Raw genomic sequence first — 13,372 nt, 5'->3', positions numbered from 1 at the left:
TCCCTACTGTATCTCGATAGCCTTGCCAAGCAGAGAGCAACACTCGTCCGAGAGCATGACTCTCAGTCCTCTCTGCAAGGCGTACTGATGTGCGTCCTCTGTCGGATAGGCGATGCCGCTGACACCTGCGTCAATCGCGAGCCTGTCGGTGGCTTCTCTGTGCCCACCTTGTGGCCTTGCACACCCAAGCACCACTGCTCTCTCGGGCATGACGAGTCTGCAGGCAAGAAGAACGCGTGCTATGTCCATGGGCGATGATGGGGTCACACTCTGCATCGGCGTGTCATCCAGTGGCATGAACGCGACCACCACGACTGACTCAGACCTGTGCCTTGCTATCATCTTGATTGCATTCTTCTCGCCCCTAATCTTCCCATAGTGTAGCCCCACGACGATGTGCGGGACGATTGGAACTCCATTGTCCTCAAGAAGGGTCATGGACCGGTCAAACGCGTCGGGCTCCATGTCCAAGTGATACACAGAACGCAGTGTGTCGCGGTCGCCAATAACATCAAGCATGGCACCGTCAACCCTCGCCTCTCCCAGTCCTCTTGCGACCTCCGGATAGACCACCCCGGTATGCACCACGATGTCAAGATCCAGCTCCTCCTTGACCCTCTTTATCACAGGCAGGTATCTTGCAAGCGGAGTGTTCCCTTGCGGGGTGGAGCCACCACTGACAAGCACTCCCTTGCCTCCCCTTCTGCTGACCTCAACGCAGGCGTCCCACAGCTGTTCTGGTGTTCTCGCTGGAATCATGCTCTCCAGAAGGTGCCCCTTACAGTGTTCGCAGTCGAGTGCGCACCTGCTCCCAGAGACCGATATGCTCGGAAACCTGTAGGGGTCTGTCCCAGAGTAGAATTCGGTCTCATAGTGTCGCATACCTGGCATATGAAATGCGATGACATCAGAGAACCTCTCTCTCGACAGTCTGTAGGCTCTCTCGAAGAGAATGCCGAGTTCCTCCTCAGGACTGCTGAGGCAGGTTTCAATGATGCTATCCGGCTCAGTCAAACTCGGGGTCAGCCACCTTGTACTCCAGAGAATAGTCCCGTATCTGGGTCCGGATGGTATCGATGTCCTCCTCAGTAGGCTGGAAGGGTATGTTCCTCCAGTGACCGATAGAGGCCTGGTACGGTGTGCAATTTCCAAACGGTCTGTTGCAGGCATACTTGTGACTGGGACTGGAGCATCCAGAAGTCATGAATGCCTCACCCTTCCGAATCACCTCCTCCAGCAACGTCGGTGGCACACCGAAGTCGGTGAGTTGACCTGCCTCATTGAAGCTCATCTGACTGAACTGAGCAAGTCCCTCGTTGATCAAGTACCTCGCTAGCTGAACTCTGCGATACGCCCCTAGCGGCGGCTGCGGACTGCTTCCCATCAGAGAACCCTCCTCGGGGAAGAACGAGAAGAGGTGGGTGTACGCCCCCATATCATAAGCCCGCTGGATGGCTTCAACAATCTGAGACTCGGTCTCTCCTAGGCCCACAATGAGGTGCACCCCAACCTCATAGCGGCCGAAAACTTCGACAGAGTCGGCCAGTATCTGCCAGTACTTCTTCCACTTGTGAGGACCTCCAACGCCCTTGCCACGCAGTCGGTCGAAGAGTTCTGGAGTGGCGGCGTCAATTGCAACACCCACCTTGTCGGCACCTGCTTCCCTTGCTTTGACCAGCCAGTCTCGGTCAATTATTGTGGGTGTGATTAGTATCGACACATGGTCAATGACCTGCTTCAGTTCAGAGACCACCTTGAGCAGGTCCTCTTTGGCCTGACGAGTGGTTATCATTGATACGCAGACGCGTTCGACATGTGGACACTTCCCCTCGGCAATTGCCTCCTTGACCTCCTCGACAGAGAAGACTGGCCAGTCGACTCTGATGAAACTGTTGTCAATCCACTCGCTGTCAGTCTGGCGAGAACCCGAGAGACCGCAGTATGCACACTTTGCATGGCAGCCCTCATCATATGTCATCAAGAGGTTGATGCAGTATAGCTTTGCATCACGGTAGAACTTCCCCTGCACCTTGCCCATCGTCATCGAGGCCGCAAGGCTTGTTCGAACAAACTCTGGTGACTCACGCGTTGCACGTTCTCCACAGGGTGGGGTCTGTTCGGTCTTGTCCATATGGCATCTCACCAGAAGCGTTCAAGAGCCCGTCTGTCGTCTTATTACAGTTTCCGTGAGCACATGTCTCAGACTTCTATCCCAAAGAATAACCTGACGAAGAGACCAATGACAAAGGTCAGTCCTGCTACACCGAGGCTGATTGAGGCAGTCTCGAGGAATCGTCTTCGGAATGGCAAGCTCTTGGCCACAGAGATATAGAATGTGAAGACGAAGAGTATGAGTATTGCGTTGACGAGTGCCATGCCAAGCGATAGGTAGATGCTATTAAGCAACAAGAACGGCGCCACAAGCGAGATGACGGTCATCAAGTAGGCAAGCGTGGTATACATCGAGGCTTTCGTCGGGCTCTTGTATTCCCCCTCCGACTTTGTGGACAGATACTCTGACGTTCCCATAGACAGCGATGCAGCTATGCCCGTTATCAGGCCTGTCATTGCTACCAGTCGAGCGTCTTGCAGGGCGAAGGTAAACCCCGCCAGCGCACCCGTGAGTTCGACAAGGGCGTCGTTCAGTCCAAGAACCATCGAGCTGACATACTTCAGCCTCTCCTCGTCTATCATGCCGACGAGTTCCTGCTCGTGCTGGGTTTCGTCCTTGGCTATCTCTAATGCCTGCGGCGCTTGTTCCGCTACAGACTGATAGAACTCTTGGGCTCTCTCCTCTCCACTCTCCATCAGCTTGAGGCCAAATGTCAGACCGAAGAGCCTGGAAATCCAGACATACTTCTTCACTCTGAGCGAGCTGGGTTTCATTTCGACCCCACTGAGTTCTCTCCAGATCTCATAGTGTGCTAGCTCATCGTCTGAGAGTCGTGTCAACACCTCTCTGTTTCTCTCGTCCTTTGCGGACTCTGCCAACCGCCTGTAGATCACATGCTCGGTGATCTCGTCCCTTTGGCTAGCGGTGATGCGTCTTCTCAGTTCCTCGCTAATCTCGCTTGACATGAGTTGACACAAGTCGGTCACACGTAAATCTCTGGTGATTGATACGAGTCTGCGGCTTGAGGCCATCGCGTGGACTCGCACAGCTTGCTTCAGTCAGGCTGAACTGGTCGTCTGAGGGCCGTGACTGTGGGCTGACACCAGACTCTGTGGCCGTACCGCAAATGACGGTGTGTTCGCGCTGGCGGCACAGGTTTATGTGCATCAGATAGGTTGAAGGTCTTCCTGTGAGGCCTTGAGTGGCATGTCCGTCCGAACTCCTTCCATCCGGCGCGCAACACCACATGACATTGAAGCAATAGTTCAGCTCTGGACTGACTCCTTTAGATATCACGAGGCCATTGACCCGCGGTATGAGATGAGCGACGATGCAGTGGGATTTATGCGGACCTACTTCCAGAAACAGTTCGAAGCAGACTCGTTCTTTGCAGTTGCATGCGTCAAAGACCTAGTTGTGGGCTACGTGTCTGCATATGTATACGAGACGTCACCAGTTCATCGTGAGCGGCAGGTTGGTTTCATAGATGGGCTGTTTGTTAGTGAGCAGCATCGTAAAGGCGGGATTGGGACGCAGCTATATCGAATGGCCGAGGACTGGCTCTCAGAGAAAGGTATGCATACAGTCAGGTTGGGCGTGTCCGCACTCAATGAGACCGGCTTGGCATTCTGGTCAAAGAACGGGTTCACGCCAGTCATGGTGAATATGACAAAGGCCATCTGAAGCACATCTTGAATCCACTGGCCGAATGCCGTGTGAGTGTGTCAGCTGTCTGTGTCTGCCCACTGTCACATGGCTTCTGTGACGAGTCAGAGTTCAGTCCACTATGACAACTGCATCTACGAACAGCTCGTACTGCTCATCCTCGTCAAGGTTGTGTATCAGTGCCTTCTCGACTTCTCCTTCTCCGCGGATCTCAAGCAGCCTAGACTGGTACAGGACTTTGATGCCAGAGCTCTTCAGTCTCTCTGAGAGGTCAGGTGTGGTCTGTATCTCGGTCTCGGGAGTAAGGAGCACGACTCTTCCTGCAGAGCTCAAGAGGCGTAGTGCAGCACCCACTGACTTGTCGCCCGTATGGACAACAAGCACACGCTTATCCCTGAACTGAGAATCGTCCTCGACTGACAGATAGACTCCCTTGCCCAGATACTCCTCCTTCCCGATGACACATTCGGGCTGGTCCTCGTTCTTCTTGGCTTCCGCCTGGGTCTGTTGCGTTCTAGCCCTGTAGTTCTTGATTGCTTCGTGCAGGGCATCTGCAGCCAGGTTGGAGCAGTGCATCTTTATCGGTGGTAGCCCATCCAACTCCCCGGCAACATCCTCTCTGGAGACCTCCATGGCCTCGTCAAGTGTCATACCCTTGACCATCTCAGTGGTCATGCTGCTTGTTGCTATGGCCGAGCCGCACCCGAATGTCCGAAACTTGGCATCCACTATCCGGTCGTCCTTTACACGGATGAAGACTTCCATCAGGTCTCCGCACACCGGGTTTCCGACTCTGCCCATGGCCACGTCGTCACCCTCCAGTGTGCCTACATTCCGTGGATTCCTGAAGTGATCCAAAACCTTGTCAGAATACTGTGTAGACTTCATCTTGATCATACCCTCTTCTCTTGGTACAGTGGGGACATCTTTCTGAGTCGCGAAACGACCTCTGGAACAGCCTCTAGAACACGGTCGACCTGTTCATCCCTTGTGAATCGTCCAACTGTCAGTTGGAGGGACCCGTGTGCCTCCTCATGTACTAGCCCTGTGGCAATGAGTGTGTGTGATGGCTCCAGAGTCTTCGATGTACATGCGGAGCCCGTCGATACTGCTATTCCGCGGTCCTTGAAAGACAGCAGGATTGCCTCGCCCTCAATACCATCGAACCTGAAGTGAGAATTGCTCGCGAGTCTCTCTGTTGGATGTCCGTTGAGATGACTGTCTGGCACGGTCTCTAATACTGACTTGATGATGCGGTCACGGTATCGTTGAAGTCGTCTCACTTCTTCGCCCATCTCCTTCTCCATGATGCGGGCAGCCGCCGCCATCCCGACGATTGCAGGCATGTCTTCGGTGCCAGACCTGATTCCTCTCTCTTGCCCTCCGCCCATCATCAGTGGGTTGACGCGGAATCGCTTCTGCATGTAGAGGACACCCAGACCCTTCGGTCCGTAGATGTCGTTCGAAGAGAGTGACATCAGGTTGAGATTGTCCCGCCTCACATCGATGGGCACAAGGCCCTCGGCTGCCACTGCATCACTGTGGAAAGCTATTCCTCTCTCGGCGGCCATTCTTCCAATCTCTCTTATGGGTTGTATGGTGCCTATCTCGTTGCTCGCGTAGCCTATGCTGATTAGAATGGTGTCCTTTCGGATTCTCCTCTCCAGCTTTTCCAGACTGACTCTCCCGTAGCGGTCCACCGGGACGCTGGAGACCTCGAATCCCATGGTTGTCAGGTGTTTGGCGATGTTGGCGATTGAGATGTGCTCGACCTCCGACACCACGACGTGCTTGCCCTTTGCCTTGTTCTTCAGAGCGTATCCTATGATGGCAAGGTTCGACGCCTCAGTCGCCCCGGACGTGAACACAATCTCATCGGGATCAGCATTGATGAAACGCGCGATGGTGGCCCTGCTCTCCTCTAGGACCTTGGTTGCATCGTCCCCGGTATTGTGAAGCGAAGATGGATTTCCGAACCTCTCCGTAAAGAAGGGAATCATCTCATCGACGACGCGCGGATCAGTTGGCTTGGATGAATGATAGTCAAAGTAGAGGTCCTTCAATCACTCGCCTTCTCTCAGTTCTAGAACCACATTGTGGCATCTGCTTCTAGGGCTAGGTCATTCAGCGTTGCTGCGCCCACTATCTTCAGCCCCGGCATCAGCTCTACCTTGTCCCAGCCAAGCATCTGCTTTGAGGCCTCACAGACATAGACTTCGATTCCCATCTGAAGCGTCTTCTGAATCATCTCGTACACGGATGGAAAGGTTCCCACCTTTATCTTCTTGCTCTCCTCGGGTTTCAGGACCCTTAGTCCTTGGCCCAAGTAGTATACCTTGGCATCTATGTCCATCATCTTGGCTGCTTGGGCCAAGACCAGCGGCGAGTACTGTCTTTCGGGGTTGTCACTCGTCTGCACGTACAGAATGCTGCTCATCTTGACTCTCTCCTCACTTGGTCTTCCTGATGCGAATCCTGACCACACCGTCCTCCAGCCAGTCGCAGGCTACTATCTCATGTCCGGTCCTCTTCGCAAATCGCTTCAGGTCTGGTTCTGCAGACGGATCGTCAGCAAGGACCTCCAGTACATCACCCACCTTCAGCTTGTCAATCGCCTCCCTCGTCTGGAAGAGCGGCTGGGGGCAGTATAGACCTATGCAGTCAATTGTCATCGCAGGAGCGTCGTCCATGTGCTACCTCTCCAGGCAGACCTGACTAACAATGGTTAATTCTGGCTTATAAACTATTGGTCCTGTACGAGCCAGCCTCCTGCCTTCACGGCGCTGAGCTGGTCTCATGCGGCCAGGTACCTTTTACTGTCGCGTGTGAGTGAAGGTGCATCGCACAACTGAAATGATTCAAGAGGTCCTATCATGAGAAGGGTCGAGTTTGAGAAGAGCGAGCAGGCTTGTGACATTCTGAGAGAACTGGACATTGACATTTGGTTGGTCTGGGTGCGAGAGACCTCCCAGATGGCAGACCCTGTCCTTCCTCTTGTGTTCGGAGGCGATCTCGTCTGGCACTCTGCACTAGTCTACTGTGCGGACGGCACGCGTACTGCGATTGTTGGAGACTTCGATGCGGCTGCAGTAGAGGAGAGCGGACTCTTCCACAAGGTAGTCCCTTACACCAAGTCAATCAGAGACGATTTGGTTTCAGTGCTGAAAGACGCTGACCCACAGAAGGTGGCAGTAAACTACAGCAGAAACGATGTTGCTTCAGATGGTCTGACTGTCGGAATGTACGAGACCCTCCGAGAGCATCTTCGGGACACCCCTTATGTGAATCGGCTGGTCAGTGCGGAGGGGTTGATCACAAGACTACGCGGTCGCAAGACCAATACCGAGATAGAACGAATATCTCGTGCTGTCGAGATAACAGAGTCCATTCTATCGGAGATTGCAGGACGAGTTGGACCAGGTATGACCGAGCTCCAAGTGTATCAGACCTTCCATGAGTTGATGAGCAGACATGGGGTGTCACCAGCTTGGAGCGCAAGTCACAACCCAGCTGTTGACGCAGGTCCCGACAAGCAGTTCGGGCACTCTGGTCCTACTGACCGGCTACTCGTGCCAGACAATCTCGTTCACTTTGATTTTGGTGTGAAGTGGATGGGCTACTGCTCTGACTTACAGAGGATGTTCTTTCTCGGGCCTCCAAGCAGAGTCCCTGAAGAGGTCCGGACCGCCTTTGACACAGTACAAGAAGCGATTCAGAGAGCAGCAGAGTTCATGCGTCCCGGTCGCCTTGGACACGAGGTGGACAGTATCGCTAGGGACTTTGTACGCGAGCGGGGATATGAGGAGTACAAGCATGCGCTGGGTCACCAGCTCGGCAGGGCCGCACATGATGGGGGCACTCTTCTGGGTCCGCTCTGGGAGCGATATGGTGACAGCCCCAAAGGCGTGGTCGAGGTAGGGAATGTCTTCACACTGGAGTTGTATGTGACAACAAGGGAGTATGGACAGGTCAGCCTTGAAGAAGACATACTTGTGACAGAGGATGGATGCGAGTTCTTGTCACATCCTCAGAGATCCCTCATTCACATTGAACGATAGGCACTGACCAATCACGATTCCGGTCTCGACTACTCATCCATGGATCCGGTCCGGTAGCCCCTGGCGTCGATTGTCACGTACTTGAAGCCTGCCTTCCTTCCGGCTTCGTCAAGTGCTCTCAGTCTATCTATGTCGAATGCCCTTTCCATCTCCTGGGGCGCTATCTCCAAGCGAGCAACGTCGCCATGGGCCCTGGCTCGGACGCACACCACTCCGAGAATCTCCCGTGCGGCTGACTCCATCTGGGCGACGGCGGACAGTCCTTCTGCTGTGATGGTCGTGCCATATGGGAACCTTGTCGCAAGGCATGCCATCGATGGTCTGTTGTGGACCGAGAGACCATTTGCGCGGGCAAAGGTCCTCACCTCTTCTTTCCTGATGCCTGCCTTCAGAAGCGGCGACTCGATTCCAAGCTCTGCAAGTGCTCTTAATCCCGGCCTTCGACCTTCTGTTTCAGATGCCGTCGTCCCCTCCACAACACGACTCAGGCCCATCTTGGAGGCCTCTGTGAGCCAGAGTCTCCCCAGCGCCCTCTTACACTGATAGCATCTGTCCTCTCTGTTCCTGCTCAGCTCCTTTTGGCCGAGCCAGTCGAATGTGACGACCCTGTGAGTAATACTGAGTTCTCTCGCGACCATCTCGGCCGAGGCGTGGTCTGCTGCCGGAACGACCTGGGACAAGACGGTCAGCAGCACGACCTTAGCAGCCGCCTCCTTTGCCAGCAGAGCAAGTACTGTGCTGTCAACACCTCCGCTAAAGGCTACCAGAGTCCCACTGCCACGCAGCATGTCACGGACTGCATTGAACTTGTCTTCAGAGTTCGCCATCAAGACTGAGCAGCCCGAGTTGCCTCTTAAGGCTTGAGCTCCGGTCCCCGCTGTCAATCGTCGGCCACGTACGGGTCCTCTTCGATGTCAATCTGAGTATAACCTTGCTCAATCAGTAGGTCTCTCATCCGCTGTGCACTGGCACGCCACCGGACGTTCCATTGCCCATCGTCACTCACAGTGACTTCCACGTCAGGCAGGTCGCCAAGGAGATTGTGGTCCGCCTCTATCACATCTTGGTATGCGCCGGTCAACGGAATCATGAAGTATGACCCCTCCAGTCGCTTGAGGTTGCCGACCGGTATGCCCAGTCCTATCTCGGCGTTGGGCATGGTGAGCGGACGAAAGTCCCGTGTAAACCAGATCGTGTTCGATGCCTTCCGATGAAACTGAGATATCTCGCCGTCCGAGTCACAGGTGATGTCCACAAGTCTGACAGTGGTCTCAGGATGCAGGTGCAGGTCCCTTATGGGAATCACAGGGAAATACTGGTTGACCAGCACATGGTCCAAGATGCTGTTGAAGACACTGAAGTTTCCAATGACAATGTGTTCGGGATGCCATATGCTTTCAACGACCCTGTCAGGTCTGATGTTGTCAGAGGCAAGCCTTGCCAGCTGTCTCCTGGCCTCAGCACGCAACTCCCCGCGAATCTGCTCGTCATCGCGGATTGCTGCCAGTGTACGAGTCCCAGCGGTCTGTTCCGCCTCGAACTCCGTCCATATCTCTGTAATCTCATTCAACGAGGTGGCCTCACGTAGTTTCGAGGCCCACCGGCTCTTCCTCTCCTCTCGCTCTGGGTCCACTGGGCGACCGTCAGGTGGGAACACCGACCTGACTTCAAGGATCTTCACGAGCACTGCAGAGCCGAGTGCAGTGATTCCTCTTCCTGATTCGACTAGAATGTGCGGGTGTTGGGACTCCGGCACACTGACTGCATGCTCCTCTAGCACACTGTCGATGATAGTTCTCGCGTATACTGCCATCATGTCCGGCTGAGATGAGCTAGTGTAGTCTATGGGCAGTCCGCCGCCGAAGTCGATCACAGAGAGATTGGGAAGACCTTCGTTCCTCAATTCGGTGTATGTACGAAACATGAATCTCGCGAACATCCCGAAGTCTTCCATGGCTGTTATCTGGGAACCCACATGGCCCAGCACTGTGGTGACCGAGTTGCCAAACCCCCTCTCTTTCAGAAGTGACACCACATCGAAGATGTCGTGGACTGCAAGACCAAACTTGGAGTCGCGTCCGCCTGAGTGTGACCAGTGTCCTCTGACAGTCAGATAGGGCTTCACACGCAGAGCAATCTGCACCTCCCCGGGTGCAAGAGTCTCTGTGAAGCGGACCGCCTCCGATAGTGACTCTAGTGACACAGCGATATTGTGACCGTCCTCTGCCATGCGTTTCATGAAGCGAAGGTACTCTGGACCTTTCGCACCATTGCATACGATGAGCCGGTGTTTCTCATCTGAAGTCACAGCTCTTGCAAGGAAGAGCTCAGTCTTTGTTCCCACTTCTACTCCATATTGTGGGTCTGACTTCAGTACAGACATCACACAGTCCGCGCGCTGGTTGACCTTGACAGGATAGACTGCTCTGAACTCCCCTCTGTAGCCTCTCGCAGTCATCACATCTGAAAAGGCCTTCTTGAGCTTCACAATCTGTGATTCGATCAGCTGTGGCATTCGAAGAGTGAACGACGATGTGAATGCAGTCTGGATGCCATTACGTGAGACCACCTGCTGTATGATGTCTGCTACAGGGACCGTGTGCCCGTTGATGGAGAGCAGAAGATTCCCCGTGGGGTCCACATCAAGAAAACGGAGGTCGTTCCTGCCTATTCCGTAGACAAGTTTCGACCTCTCGACCGTCCATTGTTCAGTACTCACCGTCTTCACTCCTAGTTGCCGGCAGTGCCGCTAGCTCTTCTCGTCCTTTATGGAGTCCAGCATCCCTTGGAACGCTCTGGCCAGCTCACCAATCTCATCGTCTTTCGCAGTGTACTGAGAGTCAACGCGCAAGTCTTCAGTGTCTAGGCGCTCCTCCCTGATCATTGCGGTCACGTTCTTCATGGCTAGGTCCATCAGGTACTGCAATGGTTGAGTGATCTGATTGGCCACAGCTGCCGCCACTGCTCCTGCCAAGACTATGCCCAGAGCTGTAATGGTGAGTATGAATAATGTCGCCTGAGTGTTCGCAAGCTGTATTCTGCTCTGCAGCTCCGGTATGGCGGCCAATGCCTCTTCCACTGGTACAATGATGATACAGACATAGTCTCCTCTCTCTACCGGCGTGTAGGCGAGCAGGAACTCCTTCAGATTGCGTGTGTACGTGATTATGCCTCTTCCACCAGAGAGCAGTAGGTTCAGCTGTGCCGCTGTGAGCGCTGAGGAACCATCTGTGTTCTTCTCGACTTGTGCGAGTGCGGGCAGTCCGGCCATGTACTCGTCAGGTTCCACCTCCGGATGTGCCACCACTCCCACATACTCGTGTGGAGTCGGCACTGGGTCGATAATCCCCTTCACGAGAGCTGCGTACCCTGACTCCAATACCTTGACATTCAGGATCTTGTCGTTGATGTCAGCGATGGATATGTCGCCCGATATGACACCTATGAGTGTGTGGTTGTTGGTGAAGTACACTGCCTTTCCGATTGATATGAGGAGGACCCCATCAATCTCGTCATAGTAGGGTTCCACAAAGACAATGTCACCGTGACCGTCCTCTATCTGCTGATACCAGTCCTCCAGATATGGCACGTAGGGGTTACTGACACGTTGAGCATCCGAGCCTGCCAGTATACTACCTGGGTAGTTGATGAATAGGCCATCACTGGCGAACGCAAGATACAGCCACCTGAACTCTGGCATCTGCCTGTGGATAGCTTGGAACATATAGTCGAGGTTCGAGACCTTGCCAAGTCTGTTGCTGTTTGCGCTAGCATATGCTGCATAGTTGCTTGACGTGGTCCCCGGAGCATACCAGCTGCTGTAGTTCCATGACACGTTGATACCATACTTCTCCTCGTAGTGAGTGTCAGCTGGTCGTGGCCCGACATTCTCGAAGAAGTAGTCGTAGTACACTTCCCGTGCCACATACGTGGACCCGGGTGACAGTATTCTCTCACACTCGTCTGCCATGGCTCTCACCATGGCTTCAGCGTTCGCCAGCTTCTGGTTTATGACCTGTGCATTCTGACCAGCAGTGATGTTCATGTTACGCTCTATCTGTGACTCGAGTGCCGTCGAGCTCTGCCCAATCGTGACGCCCCCTATGAGGTCTACAAACCCAAGAGCGATGGCTCCTGTGACTCCGACTGAGAGCACCGTGATTGCCAAGAATGTCGCGATGACATTCCTCTTGAAACTGCCTTTCTTCTTCGTCTGAACCATTGTCGCCATTCTTGCCACCTCCTAGTAGTCAACTGTGCTCCCGCCCACTTCGAGTTGAGCCATCATTACTGCCACCTGCTCGAACGCCTTCCCAATGTCCAGTCTGACATTAGTGCTATCTACCACTGATAGATACTGACCTTGAGGGACGTTCTGGCACATGGACTGGAGCAGCTCCTCTATGTTCATGGGTCTGCCTGTCTTAGGGGACTTGATAGACTTGTCCTGAACAGGCATTCTCAGCTCGTTACCCACACCAATCACTATCAGGTTCACGTCGAGATGGTTGTCCCTGATATAGCCCTCTATCGTGAGGGGCCGACCCTTCTTCATGCGGTCCTTCTCTGTGCTGATGCCTTTGAGCACATCGAGGGAGTAGACCTTTGAGCTGTTGTCCTGCCCGTCTGTGAGAGCAATCACCCATCTGTGTTCACTGGTCTGGATCATGTCCAGTGACTCCAGTGCTTTGCCAAGGGCGTCATAGAATGCTGTGGCATAGTTCGGGTATCGTAACGAGTCCAGTGTCTTCATGATTTCACTGTCGCTATCCCGCTCGAACTCACCTCTTGGAGTGAGTGGGAGTGCCACTGTGTAGGTGTTGTTGAACACGATTATGGACACCTCATCTTGCGGGTTGACCTGGCTGCGTACAATCTCCTTGGCCCCGTTGATGGCAGCCTTTATGCGGTCCTGAGCCTGCATGCTTCCAGAGTAGTCGATTACGAAGATGACACTCTTCTTGAACTGCATCGATCGACGCAGCTTCTCTGCCCTCCTTCTCATGTCATGGCTTGACTTGTCCAGGCGGTCTAGGATGTCCGCGAGTTTGGTCATCGCAGAGACCTGCAGCCCCGTGTCCTGAGTGAGCTCTGCCAGTCGGACGGCCTCCTCGAGGACACTCTCTGCTTTCTTCCACTGCTTGAGTTGCTCGTACAACTCGGCCTGGTGGTAGTATATGTATGCCAGGCTGCGTTCGGCGTCTTGGTTTCGGGCCATCTTCTCTGCTTCTTCGAACTTGGACTGTGCCTGACTGACACGCCCCTGTCTGAGCATGACCAGTCCCATGGCATCAAACCTCTTTGCCAGACCGCGTTCGTTCTTCAACGTCCTATCGATGGCCTCTGCATCCTCGAGGTACTTCATTGCACCTTGGAAGTCCTTACGGTCCATTGCCACCAGGGCCATGTTGTGATAGATTGAGGCTATGCGGTAGAGTGCATCGGTCTCGTCCTTGCCATCCTCTTTGGCTTTCTCCAACATGGCCTTGGCAATCTCAAGAGACCGGTTGTAGTAGTCCAGCGCATTGGTGGTATC

General features: G+C 54.1%; 13 protein-coding genes. 2 read left to right on the top strand and 11 right to left on the bottom strand.

What is annotated here, in order from left to right:
* Positions 1 to 3: 3 nt before the first annotated feature.
* The 3 genes from HXY34_12390 to HXY34_12380 all read right to left on the bottom strand — a co-directional run bounded on the left by HXY34_12390 (position 4) and on the right by HXY34_12380 (position 3,078).
* Complete coding sequence (locus HXY34_12390) at positions 4 to 1,014, bottom strand: radical SAM protein (GenBank protein NWF96932.1); 1,011 nt, start codon at positions 1,012 to 1,014, stop codon at positions 4 to 6.
* Positions 1,007 to 2,131: a radical SAM protein gene (locus tag HXY34_12385; protein ID NWF96931.1), complete on the bottom strand. Its 1,125-nt coding sequence runs from the start codon at positions 2,129 to 2,131 to the stop codon at positions 1,007 to 1,009. The genes HXY34_12390 and HXY34_12385 overlap by 8 nt, the downstream gene beginning before the upstream one ends.
* A gap of 68 nt (positions 2,132 to 2,199) precedes the next feature.
* Positions 2,200 to 3,078, bottom strand: a complete 879-nt coding sequence (locus HXY34_12380) for a VIT1/CCC1 transporter family protein (protein ID NWF96930.1) — start codon at positions 3,076 to 3,078, stop codon at positions 2,200 to 2,202.
* 241 nt (positions 3,079 to 3,319) lie between these two features.
* Here HXY34_12380 and HXY34_12375 point away from each other — a divergent pair, with 241 nt between their 5' ends.
* Entirely contained in the window at positions 3,320 to 3,796 is a 477-nt protein-coding gene (locus tag HXY34_12375) for a GNAT family N-acetyltransferase (protein ID NWF96929.1), read from the top strand.
* Positions 3,797 to 3,889: 93 nt separating this feature from the next.
* On the opposite strand, the gene nifU is transcribed toward HXY34_12375, so the two are convergent.
* The 4 genes from nifU to HXY34_12355 are packed head-to-tail and all read right to left on the bottom strand — an operon-like array spanning position 3,890 to position 6,468.
* Entirely contained in the window at positions 3,890 to 4,666 is a 777-nt protein-coding gene (nifU, locus tag HXY34_12370) for a Fe-S cluster assembly scaffold protein NifU (protein NWF96928.1), read from the bottom strand.
* A gap of 5 nt (positions 4,667 to 4,671) precedes the next feature.
* Complete coding sequence (locus HXY34_12365) at positions 4,672 to 5,841, bottom strand: cysteine desulfurase (GenBank protein ID NWF96927.1); 1,170 nt, start codon at positions 5,839 to 5,841, stop codon at positions 4,672 to 4,674.
* A gap of 20 nt (positions 5,842 to 5,861) precedes the next feature.
* Complete coding sequence (locus HXY34_12360) at positions 5,862 to 6,215, bottom strand: DsrE family protein (GenBank protein NWF96926.1); 354 nt, start codon at positions 6,213 to 6,215, stop codon at positions 5,862 to 5,864.
* A 13-nt stretch (positions 6,216 to 6,228) separates the two neighbouring features.
* Positions 6,229 to 6,468 (bottom strand): sulfurtransferase TusA family protein, encoded by a 240-nt coding sequence (locus tag HXY34_12355; protein ID NWF96925.1) that lies wholly within the window; start codon positions 6,466 to 6,468, stop codon positions 6,229 to 6,231.
* A 183-nt stretch (positions 6,469 to 6,651) separates the two neighbouring features.
* Here HXY34_12355 and HXY34_12350 point away from each other — a divergent pair, with 183 nt between their 5' ends.
* Positions 6,652 to 7,836 (top strand): aminopeptidase P family protein, encoded by a 1,185-nt coding sequence (locus HXY34_12350; GenBank protein NWF96924.1) that lies wholly within the window; start codon positions 6,652 to 6,654, stop codon positions 7,834 to 7,836.
* Positions 7,837 to 7,865: 29 nt separating this feature from the next.
* On the opposite strand, the gene larE is transcribed toward HXY34_12350, so the two are convergent.
* The 4 genes from larE to HXY34_12330 all read right to left on the bottom strand — a co-directional run.
* Positions 7,866 to 8,663, bottom strand: coding sequence for an ATP-dependent sacrificial sulfur transferase LarE (gene larE, locus HXY34_12345; GenBank protein NWF96923.1), 798 nt, complete (start codon positions 8,661 to 8,663; stop codon positions 7,866 to 7,868).
* Positions 8,664 to 8,716: 53 nt separating this feature from the next.
* Positions 8,717 to 10,555 carry a hypothetical protein gene (locus HXY34_12340; GenBank protein ID NWF96922.1) on the bottom strand — a complete coding sequence of 613 codons (1,839 nt, stop codon included), beginning with the start codon at positions 10,553 to 10,555 and terminating at the stop codon, positions 8,717 to 8,719.
* A gap of 30 nt (positions 10,556 to 10,585) precedes the next feature.
* Entirely contained in the window at positions 10,586 to 12,067 is a 1,482-nt protein-coding gene (locus HXY34_12335; GenBank protein ID NWF96921.1) for a hypothetical protein, read from the bottom strand.
* 12 nt (positions 12,068 to 12,079) lie between these two features.
* The coding region (locus tag HXY34_12330) for a tetratricopeptide repeat protein (GenBank protein NWF96920.1) at positions 12,080 to 13,372 on the bottom strand (1,293 nt) is incomplete at its 5' end.

It is taken from the genome of Candidatus Thorarchaeota archaeon, assembly GCA_013388835.1.
Classification (GTDB): domain Archaea; phylum Asgardarchaeota; class Thorarchaeia; order Thorarchaeales; family Thorarchaeaceae; genus JACAEL01.
The sequence above is the reverse complement of the archived record's forward strand: the minus strand, read 5'-3'. Positions and strand labels throughout refer to the sequence as shown.